The sequence below is a fragment of the Enterobacter sp. KB-221C9 genome (assembly GCF_041320715.1).
Lineage (GTDB): Bacteria > Pseudomonadota > Gammaproteobacteria > Enterobacterales > Enterobacteriaceae > Enterobacter > Enterobacter asburiae_D.
Window position 1 is genome coordinate 22,438 of record NZ_JBGIWG010000003.1, and the last position, 17,486, is coordinate 39,923.

16 protein-coding genes are annotated in these 17,486 nt (G+C 56.4%); 11 read left to right on the top strand and 5 right to left on the bottom strand.

Translation table 11 applies throughout. The annotated features are described in order from the left end of the window. The first annotated feature begins 92 nt into the window (after positions 1 to 92). The 4 genes from tauA to tauD are packed head-to-tail and all read left to right on the top strand — an operon-like array spanning position 93 to position 3,505. Positions 93 to 1,055, top strand: coding sequence for a taurine ABC transporter substrate-binding protein (tauA, locus tag AB8846_RS04215; RefSeq protein WP_023293188.1), 963 nt, complete (start codon positions 93 to 95; stop codon positions 1,053 to 1,055). Between the two features lie 10 nt (positions 1,056 to 1,065). After that, the gene (gene tauB, locus AB8846_RS04220; RefSeq protein WP_063145259.1) at positions 1,066 to 1,833 is read left to right on the top strand and encodes a taurine ABC transporter ATP-binding subunit; all 768 of its coding nucleotides are present in this window, start codon (positions 1,066 to 1,068) and stop codon (positions 1,831 to 1,833) included. After that, positions 1,830 to 2,657 carry a taurine ABC transporter permease TauC gene (gene tauC / locus AB8846_RS04225; protein ID WP_032661617.1) on the top strand — a complete coding sequence of 276 codons (828 nt, stop codon included), beginning with the start codon at positions 1,830 to 1,832 and terminating at the stop codon, positions 2,655 to 2,657. The genes tauB and tauC overlap by 4 nt, the downstream gene beginning before the upstream one ends. Continuing rightward, the gene (tauD, locus tag AB8846_RS04230; RefSeq protein ID WP_059346232.1) at positions 2,654 to 3,505 is read left to right on the top strand and encodes a taurine dioxygenase; all 852 of its coding nucleotides are present in this window, start codon (positions 2,654 to 2,656) and stop codon (positions 3,503 to 3,505) included. The genes tauC and tauD overlap by 4 nt, the downstream gene beginning before the upstream one ends. A gap of 79 nt (positions 3,506 to 3,584) precedes the next feature. On the opposite strand, the gene AB8846_RS04235 is transcribed toward tauD, so the two are convergent. Continuing rightward, a complete protein-coding gene (locus AB8846_RS04235) occupies positions 3,585 to 5,285 on the bottom strand; it encodes a lysophospholipid acyltransferase family protein (protein ID WP_063144813.1) in 1,701 nt (566 codons plus the stop codon). A gap of 127 nt (positions 5,286 to 5,412) precedes the next feature. After that, a complete protein-coding gene (gene hemB, locus AB8846_RS04240; protein WP_024906774.1) occupies positions 5,413 to 6,387 on the bottom strand; it encodes a porphobilinogen synthase in 975 nt (324 codons plus the stop codon). 452 nt (positions 6,388 to 6,839) lie between these two features. Here hemB and AB8846_RS04245 point away from each other — a divergent pair, with 452 nt between their 5' ends. Together AB8846_RS04245 and AB8846_RS04250 are read left to right on the top strand one after the other, a co-directional pair. After that, complete coding sequence (locus tag AB8846_RS04245) at positions 6,840 to 9,614, top strand: autotransporter outer membrane beta-barrel domain-containing protein (RefSeq protein ID WP_370732144.1); 2,775 nt, start codon at positions 6,840 to 6,842, stop codon at positions 9,612 to 9,614. Between the two features lie 89 nt (positions 9,615 to 9,703). Then, positions 9,704 to 10,327 (top strand): helix-turn-helix domain-containing protein, encoded by a 624-nt coding sequence (locus AB8846_RS04250; RefSeq protein ID WP_331413239.1) that lies wholly within the window; start codon positions 9,704 to 9,706, stop codon positions 10,325 to 10,327. A gap of 2 nt (positions 10,328 to 10,329) precedes the next feature. Here AB8846_RS04250 and ampH read toward each other — a convergent pair whose 3' ends face one another. Continuing rightward, the gene (ampH, locus tag AB8846_RS04255) at positions 10,330 to 11,490 is read right to left on the bottom strand and encodes a D-alanyl-D-alanine-carboxypeptidase/endopeptidase AmpH (RefSeq protein WP_370732145.1); all 1,161 of its coding nucleotides are present in this window, start codon (positions 11,488 to 11,490) and stop codon (positions 10,330 to 10,332) included. A gap of 203 nt (positions 11,491 to 11,693) precedes the next feature. Here ampH and AB8846_RS04260 point away from each other — a divergent pair, with 203 nt between their 5' ends. The 3 genes from AB8846_RS04260 to AB8846_RS04270 all read left to right on the top strand — a co-directional run bounded on the left by AB8846_RS04260 (position 11,694) and on the right by AB8846_RS04270 (position 14,675). After that, positions 11,694 to 12,227 (top strand): isochorismatase family protein, encoded by a 534-nt coding sequence (locus AB8846_RS04260; RefSeq protein WP_063144809.1) that lies wholly within the window; start codon positions 11,694 to 11,696, stop codon positions 12,225 to 12,227. Positions 12,228 to 12,342: 115 nt separating this feature from the next. Further along, complete coding sequence (gene sbmA / locus AB8846_RS04265; RefSeq protein ID WP_063144808.1) at positions 12,343 to 13,563, top strand: peptide antibiotic transporter SbmA; 1,221 nt, start codon at positions 12,343 to 12,345, stop codon at positions 13,561 to 13,563. 14 nt (positions 13,564 to 13,577) lie between these two features. After that, a complete protein-coding gene (locus AB8846_RS04270; RefSeq protein ID WP_370732146.1) occupies positions 13,578 to 14,675 on the top strand; it encodes a DUF1615 domain-containing protein in 1,098 nt (365 codons plus the stop codon). On the opposite strand, the gene AB8846_RS04275 is transcribed toward AB8846_RS04270, so the two are convergent. Then, positions 14,672 to 14,971, bottom strand: a complete 300-nt coding sequence (locus AB8846_RS04275) for a DUF2755 family protein (protein WP_008503287.1) — start codon at positions 14,969 to 14,971, stop codon at positions 14,672 to 14,674. The two genes, AB8846_RS04270 and AB8846_RS04275, sit on opposite strands and share 4 nt — an antisense overlap. A 249-nt stretch (positions 14,972 to 15,220) precedes the next feature. Here AB8846_RS04275 and AB8846_RS04280 point away from each other — a divergent pair, with 249 nt between their 5' ends. Further along, entirely contained in the window at positions 15,221 to 15,457 is a 237-nt protein-coding gene (locus AB8846_RS04280; RefSeq protein WP_023334666.1) for a DUF2754 domain-containing protein, read from the top strand. On the opposite strand, the gene ddlA is transcribed toward AB8846_RS04280, so the two are convergent. After that, positions 15,454 to 16,554, bottom strand: coding sequence for a D-alanine--D-alanine ligase (gene ddlA / locus AB8846_RS04285; protein ID WP_370732147.1), 1,101 nt, complete (start codon positions 16,552 to 16,554; stop codon positions 15,454 to 15,456). The two genes, AB8846_RS04280 and ddlA, sit on opposite strands and share 4 nt — an antisense overlap. 103 nt (positions 16,555 to 16,657) lie before the next feature. Between ddlA and AB8846_RS04290 the strand changes: the two genes are divergently transcribed. Further along, on the top strand, positions 16,658 to 17,341 hold the full coding sequence (locus AB8846_RS04290; RefSeq protein ID WP_370732148.1) for an extensin family protein: 684 nt from the start codon (positions 16,658 to 16,660) through the stop codon (positions 17,339 to 17,341). The last annotated feature ends 145 nt before the right edge of the window (positions 17,342 to 17,486 follow it).

Consider the following 17,486-nt stretch of genomic DNA (forward strand, 5'->3'; position numbering starts at 1 on the left):
AACGAATCGTTATGAGCGATTCATTTTTATTCCTTTATCAAAATTCCCGCGCCGGAAATACTGCCCTCATAACAACAAGGGGAGCAGGCACTATGGCAATTTCATCGCGAATCACACTACTCGGCGCACTCGCGCTGTGGGCTTTTCAGGCGCAGGCGGTGGACGTCACCGTCGCGTATCAAACCTCTGCGGAACCGGCGAAAGTCGCGCAGGCGGACAACACATTTGCCAAAGAGAGCGGCGCGAAAGTCGACTGGCGCAAGTTCGACAGCGGGGCGTCCGTCGTGCGGGCGTTAGCCTCCGGCGACGTGCAGATCGGCAATATCGGATCCAGTCCGCTGGCGGTTGCGGCCAGCCAGCAGGTGCCGATCGAGGTTTTCCTGCTCGCCTCGCAGCTCGGTAACTCAGAAGCGCTGGTGGTGAAGAAAAACATCACCAAACCGGAAGATCTGATCGGCAAACGCATCGCCGTACCGTTTATCTCCACCACCCACTACAGCCTGCTGGCGGCGCTGAAGCACTGGGGCATCAAGCCGGGTCAGGTACAAATTATCAACCTGCAGCCGCCGGCGATTATCGCCGCCTGGCAGCGTGGCGATATTGACGGGGCCTATGTGTGGGCACCGGCAGTGAACGAGCTGGAAAAAGACGGCACCGTGCTGACCGACTCTGAAAAAGTGGGCCAGTGGGGCGCGCCAACCCTCGACGTGTGGGTAGTGCGCAAAGACTTTGCCGAGAAACATCCTGAGGTGGTGAAAGCCTTCGCGAAAAGCGCGATTGACGCCCAGCAGCCGTACATCTCTAACCCGGATGAATGGCTGAAGCAGCCCGCCAACCTGGAAAAACTCTCCCGCCTGAGCGGCGTGCCGGAAGCGGACGTGCCGGGGCTGGTGAAAGGCAATACCTATCTGACGCCCGCGCAGCAGGTGCAGCAGCTGACCGGCCCGGTGAACAAAGCGATTGTGGATACCGCCACCTTCCTGAAAGAGCAGGGCAAAGTACCTGCGGTGGCAGCGGATTACAGCCAGTACGTGACCGATCGTTTTGTGAAATAAGGAGTCCGCCATGCTGAATATTACGAACCTGTACGCCGATTACGGTGGTAAGCCCGCGCTGGAGGACATCAACCTGACGCTGGACAGCGGTGAACTGCTGGTGGTGCTGGGCCCGTCCGGGTGCGGAAAAACCACGCTGCTGAATCTGATCGCCGGGTTTGTCCCTTATCAGCATGGCACCATTCAACTGGAAGGCAAAAAGGTGGAAGGCCCGGGCGCCGAGCGCGGCGTGGTCTTCCAGAACGAAGGATTGCTCCCCTGGCGCAACGTGCAGGAAAACGTGGCGTTTGGACTGCAGCTTGCGGGCATCAATCGCGAAAAACGGCTGGAAACGGCACGAACGATGCTGAAAAAAGTGGGGCTGGAAGGGGCGGAAAAACGCTTTATCTGGCAGCTCTCCGGCGGCCAGCGGCAGCGCGTAGGTATTGCCCGCGCGCTGGCAGCGAATCCGCAGCTGTTGCTGCTGGACGAGCCGTTCGGGGCGCTGGATGCCTTCACCCGCGAGCAGATGCAAACCCTGCTGCTGCGCCTGTGGCATGAGACGGGCAAGCAGGTGCTGTTGATTACCCACGATATCGAAGAGGCGGTGTTCATGGCGACGGAGCTGGTACTGCTCTCGCCGGGGCCGGGACGCGTGCTGGAGCGTTTACCGCTGGATTTCGCCCGCCGCTACGTCGCGGGAGAACCCGTGCGCAGCATTAAATCCGATCCGCTGTTTATCGAACAGCGTGAATACGTCTTAAGCCGCGTGTTTGAACAACGGGAGGCTTTCTCATGAGCATCGTCTTCAGTGAAAAAACGCGCCGCGCGCGTCTGGCGCTGCGCTGGCCTTTCTCGCGCCAAATCACCTTGAGCGTCGGCACGCTGCTGGTGCTGCTGGCGGTGTGGTGGGCGGTTGCCGCCCAGCAGTGGGTCAGCCCGCTGTTTCTGCCGCCGCCGGGACAGGTGCTGGCCAAACTCATTACCATCGCCGGGCCGCAGGGCTTTATGGATGCCACGCTCTGGCAGCATCTTGGGGCAAGTCTGGCGCGTATTCTGGTGGCGCTTCTGGCTGCCGTCATCATCGGCATTCCCGTGGGCATCGCGATGGGGCTGAGCCCGACGGTGCGCGGCATCCTCGACCCGCTGATTGAGCTTTACCGCCCGGTGCCGCCGCTGGCCTATCTGCCGCTGATGGTGATCTGGTTCGGCATCGGCGAAACGTCAAAAATCCTGCTGATTTATCTGGCGATTTTCGCCCCGGTTGCCATGTCGGCGCTGGCGGGCGTGAAGAGCGCCCAGCAGGTGCGGATCCGCGCGGCGCAGTCGCTGGGAGCCAGCCGCACGCAGGTGCTGCTGTTCGTGATTTTACCGGGTGCACTGCCGGAAATTTTAACCGGGCTGCGCATCGGCCTCGGCGTAGGCTGGTCCACGCTGGTGGCGGCAGAGCTGATTGCAGCCACGCGCGGCCTTGGATTTATGGTGCAGTCGGCGGGAGAGTTCCTGGCGACTGACGTGGTGCTGGCAGGGATCGCGGTCATTGCCGCGATCGCCTTTGGATTAGAACTGGGGCTGCGCGCGTTACAGCGCCGCCTGACGCCCTGGCATGGAGAAATACAATGAGTGAACGTCTGACCATTACCCCGCTGGGGCCGTACATTGGCGCGCAGGTGTCGGGCCTGGATGTGACCCGCCCGCTGAGCGATAACCAGTTCGAGCAGCTGTACCACGCGGTGCTGCGCCATCAGGTCGTTTTCCTGCGCGAACAGGCGATCACCCCGCAGCAGCAGCGCGCGCTGGCCCTGCGCTTTGGCGATCTGCATATCCACCCCGTCTATCCGCATGCGGAGGGGGTGGAGGAGATTATCGTTCTGGACACCCACAACGATAACCCGCCGGATAACGACAACTGGCACACCGACGTGACCTTTATCGAGACGCCGCCCGCCGGGGCGATTCTGGCGGCGAAGCTGCTGCCGGAAACAGGCGGCGATACGCTGTGGACCAGCGGGATTGCGGCGTATGAGGCGCTCTCCGCGCCGTTCCGGACGCTGCTGAGCGGGCTGCGGGCGGAGCACGACTTCAAAAAATCGTTCCAGGAATACAAGTACCGCAAGAGTGAAGAGGAACATCAGCGCTGGCAGGAAGCTGTGGCGAAACATCCTCCGCTGCTGCACCCGGTGGTGCGGACCCATCCGGTCACGGGCAAGCAGGCGCTGTTTGTGAACGAAGGGTTCACGACCCGTATAGTGGACGTGTCCGAGAAAGAGAGTGAGGCGCTGCTGGGATTCCTGTTCGCGCATATCACTAAGCCAGAGTTTCAGGTGCGCTGGCGCTGGCAGGAGAACGACCTGGCGATTTGGGATAACCGCGTAACGCAGCACTATGCCAATGCGGACTATCTGCCGCAGCGCCGGATTATGCAGCGGGCGACGATTTTGGGAGATAAACCGTTTTACCGTGCGCCTTGATTGCCGGGTGGCGGCGTTGCCTTACCCGGCCTACGTTCCATTGTAGGCCCGGTAAGCGTAGCGCCACCGGACAACGGGGTTAAAGGTGCGCCTCAATATACCGCTGATAGCGGTTCGCCTTCAGGTAACACAAATCCACCAGCACCAGCCCGTCGACGCAGTCGTTAAACGCAGGGTCGCTGCCAAAATCAATAAACTGCACGCCGCCGGGTTCACAAAGCTCGGAATACTGCTTGTAGAGCGGCGGAATGCCGCAGCCCAGATTGCCGAGCAGGGATTTCAGCTTTGTCAGATCGTCCACGTAATCCACGCCGCCAAACTGCGCGAGCACGTCCGGCAGCGATGCGGGATACGGCTGACGTGACGCGGCTAGCGGATGCGTCGCCGGGAACCACAGGCGGTAAAAGGCCACCAGCAGATCCCGCGCGGCAGGCGGTAAGCCGCCGGAGATCGAGACCGGGCCAAACAGGTAGCGGTAGTGCGGATAGCGGGCGAGATACGCACCAATCCCAGACCATAAATAATCCAGGCCGCGACGTCCCCAGTAGCGCGGCTGAATAAAGCTGCGCCCCAGTTCAATACCGTGTTCCAGCACGTCCTGCATTTTGTCGTCGTAGTGGAACAGGCTATAGCTGTACAGCCCTTCCAGACCGCGACGTTCAATCTGTTTTGCTGTCGGCATAAAGCGATACGCGCCGACGATCTCCAGATCCTCATCATCCCACAGGATCAGGTGCAGATAATCATCATCGTAGCAGTCGGTGTCCCGGCGCTTGCCGCTCCCTTCCTCCACCGCACGGAAGGCAATCTCGCGCAGGCGGCCCAGCTCGCGCAGCAGCGGAGCGTCTTCCTGACCGTTGCGCTGCCAAAGATAGATGGATTTACCGTCGCTGGTATTGCCCAGACATTCGGCCTGCGCCAGCGCGCGTTTCAGGGTGGCCCGGTCTTCCGGGCGGGCAATGGCGCACTGGGTTTTAAAGACGCCAGGCACACCCTTGCCAAGACGCATCACGTGCTGACGACACTGCTCGGCCATCTCACGCGACGAAAGGGTGGCGCTATGCCAGTGATGCCACGCAATCTGCTGGCCGATTTTAATCGGCAGCTGGCTATGGCGGCGGCGGAACATCTGCTGCATGAGCAACAGCATCGACAGCGTCGGGGAGACCAGCGTGCTGGCATAGAAGAGCAGGCTGTTATGCGCCTGAATATGTACCGGCAGCAGCGGAGCGCGCAGCTTGCTGGCGAGTTTGATAAAGCCAGAGTGCCACTTTTTGTCGCGAATGCCTTTGCGCGTGGGGCGGGAAACTTCTCCGGCCGGGAAGAAGATCAGCACGCCCGCGTTTTGCAGATGCTGTTCCATCTGCACCAGCGACGATTTCGCCGTCCTGCCGCCCATATTGTCTACCGGAATAAACAGCGAGCTGAGCGGTTCCAGATGCGTCAGCATCCGGTTGGTCACAACTTTAACGTCTCGTCGCACGCGGGAGACGGCGTACATCAGCGCCAGCCCGTCCAGCGTACCTGTCGGGTGGTTGGCAATAATGACCAGCGGGCCATGTTCGGGGATTTGTTCGAGATCGCGGGCGGAAACGGTGCAGAGAATATCAAGGTGTTCCAGAACTTGCTCCACCATATCCAGTCCTTTCAGGTGGCGGTGCGCTGCGGCAAATTGCTGAAATTCGTCTTCGTAAAACAGTCTTTTTAACAGACTTTTTTGCCAGGGTGCAGGCCTCGCCTGAGGCCAAAGATCGTCGAGAACGCTATCGAGGCTAAACATGGTTACTCCTCCTGCCGTCTTGCGAAGACAGTAGAAGGAGCAGATGTCGGTTGTATTGCAGTTTGGTGAAGATTAGCGCAGAGAGTAGGCCGGGTAAGGCGAAGCCGCCACCCGGCGCAAAAGCGGATTAACGCAGAATTTTCTTCTCGGCCAGATCCAGCGCGAAGTAGCTGAAGATCAGATCCGCGCCTGCGCGTTTGATGGCGCCGAGGCTTTCGAGGACCACTTTCTCTTCGTCAATCGCGCCGGCCAGCGCGGCAAATTTGATCATCGCGTACTCGCCGCTGACCTGGTAAGCGCCCAGCGGCAGCTCGGTGCGCTCGCGGATGTCGCGCAGGATATCGAGATACGCGCCCGCCGGTTTCACCATCAGGCAGTCTGCGCCCTGGGCTTCATCAAGCAGGGATTCACGAATCGCTTCCCGACGGTTCAGCGGGTTCATCTGATAGGTTTTACGATCGCCTTTCAGCGCCGTGCCCGCCGCTTCACGGAACGGGCCGTAGAAGGAGGAGGCGAATTTGGTGGAGTAAGACATGATGGCGGTGTCGGTAAAGCCCGCCGCGTCCAGCGCCTGACGAATCGCCTGAACCTGTCCGTCCATCGCGGCAGAAGGCGCGATGAAGTCCGCACCCGCAGCGGCAGCGACCACAGCCTGCTTGCCAAGGTTCAGCAGGGTGGCATCGTTATCCACGCCGTGATCGCACAGCACGCCGCAGTGGCCGTGTGAGGTGTATTCGCAGAAGCAGGTATCGGACATGACGATCATTTCCGGCACGGTCTCTTTGCAGATGCGGGACATGCGGGCGACGAGGCCATCTTCTTTCCATGCGTCGCTGCCGGTGGCGTCGGTATGGTGAGAGATGCCGAAGGTCATCACCGAGCGGATCCCCGCGTTGGCGATGCGTTCGATCTCACGCGCCAGATACTTCTCCGGAATGCGCATGACGCCCGGCATGGCTTCGATGGCTTTGTAGTCATCGATCTCTTCTTCGACAAAAATCGGCAACACCAGATCGTTTAAGGTCAGGGTTGTCTCTTCAAACATAGCGCGCAGTGCAGGTGACTTGCGCAGGCGGCGGGGACGTGCAATTAAATCGGTCATGGTATGCCTGATGTTTGTGGAACAAAGAGGACTAGTGTACATGAAAGTGAAGAGGGGTGTTTTACGAAATTGGGCATTTTGATTTTGCGAATTACGCCAAAACAAGCCGCATAAAATGTCTATATTATAGAATTAATGGTGGCTTTTTAGGTCGTGTGAAATATTGGCGGCGGTTTTGAATTGAATGGAATCTATCATTATAAATGATCTATTATTTTTAATTATATTTCGAAGGGTAGTGAAAATAATATTGCAATGTGCTGATTTTATAATATTAGTTCTCAGTGAATGCTATTGTTTCGTTTTTTGAACGCGAGTTGTCTGGATTCGGACTTAATAGAGTCATTCATTGAACCTTTTCGAAATGAAACTGCATAATTCCCTCCGCAATTAAACATTGCAAAATGATTTGATGGACAAACTTGCTTACGTCCCTGAGGAGGGATGACCCAATGCAAACATGGAAAAAGAAACTGGTTGTATCTCAACTTGCATTAGCCTGCACCCTGGCTATCGCTTCTCAGGCTAATGCGAAGGATATTTCCGGCACGACGTATAATACGTTTGGATATGATAATACCGCCTCTACCCCCTGGTATTATGGTTATGCAGACTGGGATTACTCGGATGCCACCCATGATGGTGATATTTATCCGGTGATTAACAAATCCACGGTAAACGGTGTTATTTCAACATACTATCTGGATGATGGCGTTAATGGTCGGGCGAATGCGTTGAGTATTTCCAACAGCACCATCAACGGCATGATCACGTCTAAGTGTATGGCCACGACGTGTGCAGATGGCACGGAGACGGATGGTACTGCACATACGCAGTATGACCGTTTCAGCCTGACGGTAGATAACAGCACCATCAATGACACCTACGAGCATTATGCTTATGACGTTGTGAATGGTGACACTACCGAAACCCATTATCAGGATACCTACGCTCTGGGTAACGCCATTACGCTGGATGTCGAGTCTGATATCGTGATTCAGAATAACGCCCACGTTGCCGGTATCACGCTGACGCAGGGTTACCAGGAGCGGGATAATACCCCGTATGACGGTGTTGAAGGCGTTGCCAATAACAGCAACATCTTTACCGATACTCTGGTGGTGAAAGACTCCGTGCTGACCTCCGGCGCATACAGCGATCTGGGCACCAGCGGTTTCTATGGTCAAACAGCCAGGCCGAGCGACTACGGTGAAACCAACGCCACGGCTGCGGATGACGCGGCGCTGATCGTGGCTGCCAGCGCGTCTGATAACGCCATGCAGACCACCGCCACCTTCGATCACTCCACCGTAACGGGTGACATTCTTTTCTCCAGCACTTTTGATAACAACTTCTACGAGAATGGCGACCCGGCAACGGACACCACAGAAGACGGTGTCTATAACCCGACCACCAACGGCTGGGATGGCACTGATAAACTGGATGTCACACTGACCAACGGAAGTAAGTGGGTCGGTGCAGCGCAGTCCAGCGTTGAAGCTATCAGCACTGCGCAGATGTATGGCCAGGGCTACAGCAACGTAGACTGGCGCTCATTGTCCCCGAATAGCATCTGGCCTGATTCTACCTTCGACACCAACGGTCACGTTGCGGGCGAAGAGGTTTATCAGAGCGGTCTGTTCAACGTGGCGCTGGATAACGGTTCCGAGTGGGATACCCGTAAAGTCTCCAACATCGACGCGCTGACGGTGAATAATCAGTCGCAGGTCAATGTTGAAAACTCTGGCCTGCTGGCGGATACCATCACCCTGACCAATGCCTCATCATTGAATATCGGTGACAGCGGTGGTGTGGCGACCGACCATCTGTATCTGGACAGCTATAGCCGTGCGGCACTGACGGAAGAAACGGCCGGACTGTATGCCAACACTATTACCGTAGACAACGGTGCCGAGCTGGCGCTGGGGCTGGGTCAGGTTGATACGCACAACATGGTGCTGACCGACGGCGGCGTGCTGAACGTGGCAAGCCGTGATTACGTGCTGAACAGCGATCTGAACAACGCACGCTATATCACCAACGATAAGTACAATACCGATTACGACTACGGCGTTGTGGCGATTAATTCTGATGGCCATCTGTCAGTGAACGGTGACGTTGCAGGTAACTACAAGGTGCGCATCGATGATGCGACCGGTGCCGGTTCCGTCGCCGATTACAAAAACAAAGAGATCGTCCGCATCTATGACAATAACGCGGATACCACAGCCAGCTTTACTGCCGCAAACAAAGCCGACTTAGGTGCTTACACCTACCAGGCGCAGCAGCAGGGTGACGCCGTAGTCCTCCAGCAGAAAACGCTGACCGACTACGCCAATATGGCGCTGAGCATCCCATCTGCCAACACCAACATCTGGAATCTGCAGCAGGATACCGTAGGTACGCGTCTGACCAACAGCCGTCACGGCCTGGCGGATAACGGCGGAGCGTGGGTGAGCTACTTCGGCGGTAACTTCGACGGCGACAATGGCGTTATTAGCTACGATCAGGACGTGAGCGGCATTATGGTTGGTCTGGATACGCAGATTGACGGTAATAATGCGAAGTGGCTCGTCGGTGGTGCAGCAGGTTTCGCGAAGGGTGATATCAGCGATCGTACCGGTCAGGTCGATCAGGACAGCCAGACGGCGATGATCTACGCGTCGGCGAAGTTCATGAACGATCTGTTCCTCGACAGCTCCCTGAGCTACACCCGCTTCAACAGCGATCTCTCTGCTAACATGAGCAACGGTCAGTATGTTGACGGCAACACCACCAATGACGCAGTTGGTTTTGGGCTGAAGCTGGGCTATGACTGGAAACCAAACCTGTCCGGCTATGTCACACCATACGCAGCCGTGTCTGGCCTGTTCCAGTCTGGCGATGATTATCGTCTCAGCAATGACATGCGCATGGATGGGCAATCTTACGATAGCCTGCGTTATGAACTCGGTGTTGATGCGGGTTACACCTTCAACTACGGCGGCGATCAGGCTCTGACGCCTTACTTCAAACTGGCCTACGTTTATGACGATGCCGATAACAATGCCGACATTAACGGTGACAGCATTGATAACGGTGTGAAAGGCTCCGCTGTGCGGGTAGGGCTGGGCACCCAGTTCAGCTTCACGAAGAACTTCAGTGCGTATACTGATGCCACTTATCTGGGCGGCGGCGACGTTGACCAGAACTGGGGCGCAAACCTGGGTGTGAAATATACCTGGTAATGAATAAAGCGGGGGGTATATCCCCCGCTTTTTATATACGTAAGTAAAAATAATATTGAACCGACAAATACGGATGCCTTGAGGTCTGCATGAACGTTAATGCGAAACCGCTTTCTGAATTAAGCCGGCTCGAACAGTGTTTGAAATCAGCCAGTACCCCTTTTAAATCTGCTCCACAACAATTAATTACATCAGGTGAGTGTCATGATCCCCGCACGACCGTATTACAAACCGGTATAATCGAAATCTATCGTTGTTCAGATGAACTGCTTGTGGGCATCGCAACAGCGCCTTTTATTTTGGGGCTGTCCACCGTGATGATTAATCATAGTCAGGAATATAGGGTGGTAGCTAAAACATCCTGTACGGGCTTTTATTTGTCCACTGAAACCACCCGTCAACTTATACAGCAGAACGCGCTATGGAAAGAGGCCTTCGGTTGGTTATCCTGGATAAACTACATCCTTGAGAAACGCGATATGCAGCTGGTGGGGAATAATTCCTATCACCAGATCCGCGCCATGCTGCTGAATATGGCGGAGTGGGATGAAACGCTGCGCTCAAAAATTGGTGTGATGAATCATATTCAACAAAGCACGCGTATTTCGCGTTCAGTGGTTGCTGAGGTTCTCGCTGCCCTGCGGCAAGGTAACTACATCAATATGAGCCGGGGCAAGCTGGTCAGCATCAACCGCTTGCCCACGGAATATTAAGATCAGTTAGACGCGGTGAGCACCTGGGCTTTATTGGCGCTCAGTTCTGCCACCAGGTTATTAATCCCGTCACTCATATTGACGAAACGCGTATGCGGGGAGCGGGTGACCACCACAAACGCGCCCACGTTTGACTGCGGGATCATGGCCATATAGGTGATGAATCCACCGCCGCCGCCGGTTTTCTGAATAATACCCGGACGGCCATTTTTCGGCGCCATATAGACCCACCCCATGCCGAGCGCATCGGCTTTACCCGGCACGTCCATGCCGATGACGCGGTGCAGCTGAGTACGCTGATAAATCAGAGTCTGCATGCGATCGGCCTGGCTGGTGCGAGCGTAGAAATCTGAGGAAAGGAACTGCTGCATCCAGCGCATCATGTCGCCAGGCGTGGAATAGACCCCGCCGCTGCCCACGGCCGCGAGCGTGTTATTACAGGGGCTAGCGCCTTTCTCCGCCACCATCAGGCGACGGCACTGATCCGGGGACGGGGTAAAAGTGGTGTCTTTCATACCCAGCGGACGGGTTATCTGCTCTTCAAACAGCTGCGTGTAGGGTTTACCAGACGCCGTTGAAAGGGCGTCCGCCAGCAGGTCAAAGGCCAGGTTTGAATAAGAGGCCTGCGAACCCGGAGCCGCCTTCAGCGTGGCGGTGCTCAGATAGCTCCAGCGCTGGTCCCGCGTTGGCCAGACAAATACGTCACGATGCGCCGCCCCGCCTGGCTGCTCGCGCGGCAGGGCGCTGGTGTGGGTGGCAAGGTTCACAAGCCGGATCGGCGTTCCCTGGTAGGTCGGAACCCGGGCGCCCGGCGGCGCATATTTGCTGAGCGGGTCGTCGAGTTTTACCACGCCCTGGTCAAGCAGTTTCACCAGCATTTCGCTGGTCATTAGCTTGGTTAAGGATGCAATGCGGATAACGGAATCCAGCTGCGGATGAACGTTACTTCCCGGGCGCGTTTCGCCAAAGCTGCGGAACACACGCTGGTTGCCGTCGATGACGACCATCGCCATCCCGGTCGCGCCGCTGCCGTAATAGATAAGGTTCGCGTAGCGATCGGCAATATCTGAAGCTAAAACGGGCGCCGTCAGCGGTTGGGCTGCCTGGGCGGTAGAAAAGCTCACCGCACACAGCGCGGTAAAAGAGAGCAGACAACGTTTCAACGAAAAGCATCCATGAAGTGAATGAGGAAAGTAATGGGTATTTATACTACTAATCGGTACCGCGCAATGCTCCGATTGCATAACGATAGCGAGAAAAACGTAACCATGGGTAAATATAAACAATTTACTTACGAGCCATCTCCCATTTTGTGACATCGGGCTTATGATAGGCACCAGTGTCACTCAATCTTACGGAGAACGGTATGTCTGAGAAGCGTGTGGTTATGGTTGTCGATATGCAGAACGGGGTATTTGAAACCCCTCGTCATCAGCGCGAAAAGTGTGTCTCTCTGATCAACCAGCTTACGCAGGCAGCCGACAAGGTGATTTTTATTCAGCATACCGAGGCCGGGGGCCTGGAAGAGGGAAGTGAAGGGTTTGCGCTACTGCCTGAACTCCATCAGCCTGCTGGCGCGCTTTACGTGACCAAAACCGCCTGCGATGCCTTCTATAACACCGCGCTTGAGGCGCTGCTGCGTGAGCAGGGCATTCGCGAGTTTGTTATCTGCGGCTGCGCCACCGATTACTGCGTTGACGCGACGGTTAAGAACGGCGTCAGCCGGGGGTATCACATCACCGTGGCGGAAGATGCCCATACTACCGCCAATCGCCCGGCGGCAGATGCGCAGATCGTGATTAACCACCATAACGACGTCTGGCGTAACTTCATCGCGCCGGCGAATCCTCTCGCAGTGAAACGCACCGAAACAATTCTCGAAAACTGGAAAGCGAACTAATAATCAACCCTCGGGTCTGACCTTTTTGCCCGAGCCGGGAGGCTGGCTCGGGCAGGTTTTTCGTGTGGTAACGTGTTGTGCACAGCAACAGCCATAACAACAAGAAGGAAGCATTATGTTTAAGTCTTTTTTCCCAAAGCCGGGGCCTTTTTTCCTGTCGGCATTTATTTGGGCACTCATTGCTGTCATTTTCTGGCAGGCGGGCGGCGGCGCATGGCTGACGCGCATCATGGGGGCAACGGGCGATGTACCGATTAGCGCCGCGCGCTTCTGGTCGCTGAGCTATCTGCTGTTTTATGCCTACTACATGGTATGCGTGGGGCTGTTTGCGCTGTTCTGGTTTGTTTATTCTCCGCACCGCTGGCAGTACTGGTCTATCCTCGGCACATCGCTGATTATCTTTGTGACCTGGTTCCTCGTGGAAGTGGGCGTGGCGGTTAACGCCTGGTATGCGCCGTTCTACGATCTGATCCAGACCGCGCTGAGCTCGCCGCATAAGGTCACCATCAACCAGTTCTACCATGAAGTCGGGATCTTCCTCGGTATCGCCCTGATTGCGGTGATTATCGGCGTGATGAACAACTTCTTCGTCAGCCACTACGTTTTCCGCTGGCGTACCGCAATGAACGAACATTACATGGCGCACTGGCAGCACCTGCGCCATATCGAAGGCGCCGCGCAGCGTGTGCAGGAAGACACCATGCGTTTTGCCTCCACCCTTGAAGACATGGGCGTAAGCTTTATCAACGCCATCATGACGCTGATCGCCTTCTTGCCCGTGCTGGTGACGCTCTCTGCGCACGTGCCGGATCTGCCGATTGTCGGCCATCTCCCGTATGGTCTGGTGATTGCCGCGATCGTCTGGTCGCTGATGGGGACGGGCCTGCTGGCGGTGGTGGGGATCAAGCTGCCGGGTCTGGAGTTTAAAAATCAACGCGTGGAAGCCGCTTACCGTAAAGAGCTGGTTTACGGTGAAGATGACGCCAATCGCGCCTCGCCGCCGACCGTTCGCGAGCTGTTTGGCGCCGTGCGTCGTAACTACTTCCGACTCTACTTCCACTATATGTATTTCAACATTGCCCGTATTTTGTATCTGCAGGTGGATAATGTTTTCGGTTTGTTCCTGCTGTTCCCGTCGATTGTTGCGGGTACGATTACGCTTGGTCTGATGACGCAGATCACCAACGTTTTCGGTCAGGTCCGTGGGTCGTTCCAGTACCTGATCAGCTCCTGGACCACCCTGGTAGAACTGATGTCTATCTATAAACGTTTACGCAGTTTTGAACGTGAGCTGGACGATCGTGACCTGCAGGAAGTCACCAACACATTTAGCTAATACAGGAAGTTGCTATGTCTTTTGCCGTACCGCGCGCGTTACCGTTGTCCTTGCTGGCCGCTCTCGTGCTGGCAGGCTGTGCCGAAAAAGGGGCCGCTCCGCTCAAAAAGGGGGAGAAGCCCGTCGATGTGGCAAGCGTTGTGCGGCAGAAAATGCCCGCCAGCGTGAAGGATCGCAACGCGTGGGCAGATGCGCTGGCAAAAACCTTTGAAAGCCAAAAGATCGCGCCGACCGAGGAGAACATCTGCTCGGTGCTGGCGGTGGCGCAGCAGGAGTCGATGTACCAGTCAGACCCGGTGGTGCCGGGTCTGAACAAAATTGCCTGGAAAGAGATCGACCGCCGCGCGGAATCCATGCATATCCCGGTGTTCCTCGTGCATACCGCGCTTAAAATCACCTCGCCGAACGGCAAAAGCTACAGCGAACGGCTGGATGCGGTAAAAACCGAAAAACAGCTTAGCGCCATCTTTGATGATTTCATCAGTATGGTCCCGATGGGGCAGAAGCTGTTTGGCTCACTGAACCCGGTACACACCGGCGGCCCGATGCAGGTGAGCATTGCGTTCGCGGAGAAGCATACCGACGGCTACCCGTGGAAAATCGACGGTACGGTGCGCCAGGAGGTCTTCTCCCTGCGCGGTGGGCTGTGGTTCGGCACGTATCATCTGCTGAACTATCCGGCGAACTACAGTGAGCCGCTGTACCGCTTTGCCGACTTTAACGCGGGCTGGTATGCCAGCCGTAATGCGGCATTCCAGAGTGCGGTCAGCCGCGCAAGCGGCGTCAAGCTGGCGCTGGACGGCGATCTCATCGCTTACGGCAGCAGCGAGGCGGGAAGCACCGAGCTGGCAGTCCGGAAATTATCGACAACGCTTGGCTTGAGCTACAGCGACATTCGCCGTCAGCTTGAGAAAGGCGACAGCCTGGCATTCGAGAAAACGGATCTGTACAAGAAGGTGTTTGCGCTCGCAGAGCAGAAAAGCGGGAAAACGTTACCGAGGGCCATCCTGCCGGGCATTCAGCTGGAAAGCCCGAAGATCACGCGTAACCTGACCACCGCATGGTTCGCAAAACGCGTGGACGATCGCCGGGCTCGCTGTATGGGGCTTTAACGGCGACGGCGAAAGCGCAGTACTAACGCTACAACGCCCAGAATCATACATCCCGCGAGGAAGGGAATCAGGCCGAACAGGGTGCTGACACCAAAGCCAATCTCAACTCGCGGGCGTCCGTTATCCTGTACCTGCATCAGGTGTTCATAAACGCCTGGCGCATGGACCAGCATATTGAGCAGCTGTGAGCCAGCCCAGAAGCAGAACAGGACAAACAGGGCATAAGCAATATTACCTGCCGTGGAGGTTTTTGGTTTGCCGCCAAAAATCGGTTTCGACAATGTAAAGTCAGCCATGTTGACCTCCCGTGGTATCACTCTGTTTTAATACGCGTCTTACAGGGTGAGTTTGACAGGTCATCGCATTTGTCAATATCAGAATCGTGGTAATTTACGCGCCGGATTCCTCCTGGATTGTCGATTTCTGCAGCACGTCACAATTTGATCGCTTAAGTGAAATTGCGTCGCGTTTCAGAATTTCCGTATCTGCCACAGACCTGGCCGTAAAACTGTGAGAGGATGTCTTTTTTTCCTGCCGGAGTTGTTATGAAGCTCACGTCCAAACTACGCCGTGACTGGCACTACTACGCCTTTGCTATCGGGCTGATCTTTATTCTTAACGGTGTCGTGGGCCTGCTGGGGTTTGAAGCAAAAGGGTGGCAAACGTATGCCGTCGGGCTGGTGACCTGGGTGATAAGCTTCTGGCTGGCGGGGTTGATTATCCGCCGTCGTCCTGAAGAGACGACAGCGGATGAGGCGGAGTCGGCGAAGCGCGCCGATTAACCGTTTACGGAACTTTTAAGCGCGCTGTCGGCGGCGTGGCGCTCCAGCGCCAGTTCGATCAGGCGGGTGATCAATTCCGGGTAGCTCAGGCCGCTCGCCTGCCACAGTTTCGGATACATGCTGATGTTAGTGAACCCCGGCAGCGTGTTGATTTCATTGATCACCACCTCGTTTTCCGGCGTCAGGAACACATCCACGCGCGCCATGCCGCAGCAGCCGAGCGTCTGATAAGCGCGAATGGCGATCGCCCGGATCTTATCGTTAATCGCCGGATCGATATCCGCAGGAACGACAACCTGCGCGCCTTTGTCATCAATGTATTTGGTGTCGTACGAGTAGAAGTCGCTGTTTAACACCACTTCGCCGCAGGTGCTCGCCTGTGGGAAATCGTTGCCCAGCACGGCGCACTCAATTTCACGGCCTTTGATGCCCTGCTCAACCACCACTTTATGGTCAAACTCAAACGCCAGACGGACGGCCTGCGTGAACTCTGCTTCGCTGGTGACCTTGCTGACGCCCACGGAGGAGCCCTGATTTGCAGGCTTCACAAACAGCGGCAGACCGAGCTCTCCGCTAATTTGCGCGAAGCTGTGTGTGTCGCGGTTGGCGCGGGTGAGGGTCACGAATGGCGCAATGTTCAGCCCGGCATCGCGCAGCAGGCGTTTGGTGACGTCTTTGTCCATGCACGCGGCAGAGCCGAGGACGTCCGAGCCGACGAACGGCAGGTTGGCCATGCGCAGCATTCCCTGCAGGGAACCATCTTCCCCCAGAGTGCCGTGAACGATGGGGAAGACAACGTCGATCTGGGCGAGTGCCTGCGCGTTGCCGGCGTCGATAAGCTGCCCCTTCACGACGCCGGGTACGGTGGCGACGCTCACTTCTGAAGGATTTAGGGCGATGTGTGCCGGATCGTGAGCATTCAGCAGATACTGGCTGGCATCGTTAACGTGCCACTGACCCTGTTTATCAATGCCCAGCAGCACCACGTCGAAACGGCTTTTATCGATCGCATCAACGATATTTTTGGCCGATTGCAATGACACTTCGTGTTCCGCTGATTTTCCCCCAAAGACAATACCTACGCGCTGCTTAGCCATCTCACTCTCTTCCAGTCTGACGAAAAGCCAATAACATACCACGATGCCCGGCGGGTTTCGCGGCCTTCTGCCATAATGTTTTGGGGAATGTTGAGGGGGGAGAGTGAAAGGAAAAACGCTGCTGACCGTTTTGATTATTGTGGCCGTTGCAACGGCGGGTTACCGCTGGTTGCCGTCTTACTACAACCCTTTCATGCCGCTTACCCTTGACGACCCGCCGGGCCGAATCACCCAGTATAAGCTTCGGCGCTTAACCCCCGAGGCGTGCGCGAGCCTGCTGTCGCAGGCTAACCAAAGAGATCTCATCCGCACCCAGCCGGTGGCTGACAGCGGCGGCGCGTGTCCGCTTAACAACGTCGTGCGCGTGCGTGACTTCGGCCCGGTCGGCCTCAACAGCAGCTTTCTTGCCAGCTGCCCGCTGGCGCTCGGCTCTGCGCTGTTCATCAGCCAGCAGGCCCGGCCGCTGACAAAACGCTATACGGGCAGCGACCTGGCGCGCATCGATCACCTCGGCAGCTATGCCTGCCGCAATATTTACCACCGCCCAGACGCGCGACGCAGTGAACATGCCACGGCGGAAGCGCTGGATATCGCCGCTTTTCGGCTGGCGAACGGGGAACGCGTCACGGTACTGAACGGCTGGAAGGCGGCAACAACGCAGCCATGGCTGAAGGCAATGCTGGCGGCAAGCTGTGGCTACTACGGGAACGGCCTGGGGCCGGACTATAACGCGGCGCATGCCAACCACTTCCATCTGGGGATGCGCGGTTTTGGGCTCTGCCGCTGAAGCATAATATTCCGCCAGAAAATGGATGAATTGTGACTTATTTCACAAATATGATGACTGGGAAGATAAAACACCAAAGTCAGGCAGTCCGCATCTCTGGTGCGACGTCAAAACGCGTAACTTGCTAATCTGTAGGCGAATTCGC

Coding starts and splice junctions, on each gene's coding strand:
- AB8846_RS04280 (WP_023334666.1), top strand. CDS start 15,221: ATGAAGCTCACGTCCAAACTACGCCGTGACTGGCACTACTACGCCTTT.
- AB8846_RS04250 (WP_331413239.1), top strand. CDS start 9,704: ATGAACGTTAATGCGAAACCGCTTTCTGAATTAAGCCGGCTCGAACAG.
- sbmA (WP_063144808.1), top strand. CDS start 12,343: ATGTTTAAGTCTTTTTTCCCAAAGCCGGGGCCTTTTTTCCTGTCGGCA.
- hemB (WP_024906774.1), bottom strand. CDS start 6,387: ATGACCGATTTAATTGCACGTCCCCGCCGCCTGCGCAAGTCACCTGCA.
- tauC (WP_032661617.1), top strand. CDS start 1,830: ATGAGCATCGTCTTCAGTGAAAAAACGCGCCGCGCGCGTCTGGCGCTG.
- AB8846_RS04270 (WP_370732146.1), top strand. CDS start 13,578: ATGTCTTTTGCCGTACCGCGCGCGTTACCGTTGTCCTTGCTGGCCGCT.
- tauB (WP_063145259.1), top strand. CDS start 1,066: ATGCTGAATATTACGAACCTGTACGCCGATTACGGTGGTAAGCCCGCG.
- AB8846_RS04275 (WP_008503287.1), bottom strand. CDS start 14,971: ATGGCTGACTTTACATTGTCGAAACCGATTTTTGGCGGCAAACCAAAA.
- AB8846_RS04235 (WP_063144813.1), bottom strand. CDS start 5,285: ATGTTTAGCCTCGATAGCGTTCTCGACGATCTTTGGCCTCAGGCGAGG.
- AB8846_RS04245 (WP_370732144.1), top strand. CDS start 6,840: ATGCAAACATGGAAAAAGAAACTGGTTGTATCTCAACTTGCATTAGCC.
- tauD (WP_059346232.1), top strand. CDS start 2,654: ATGAGTGAACGTCTGACCATTACCCCGCTGGGGCCGTACATTGGCGCG.
- AB8846_RS04260 (WP_063144809.1), top strand. CDS start 11,694: ATGTCTGAGAAGCGTGTGGTTATGGTTGTCGATATGCAGAACGGGGTA.
- tauA (WP_023293188.1), top strand. CDS start 93: ATGGCAATTTCATCGCGAATCACACTACTCGGCGCACTCGCGCTGTGG.
- ddlA (WP_370732147.1), bottom strand. CDS start 16,554: ATGGCTAAGCAGCGCGTAGGTATTGTCTTTGGGGGAAAATCAGCGGAA.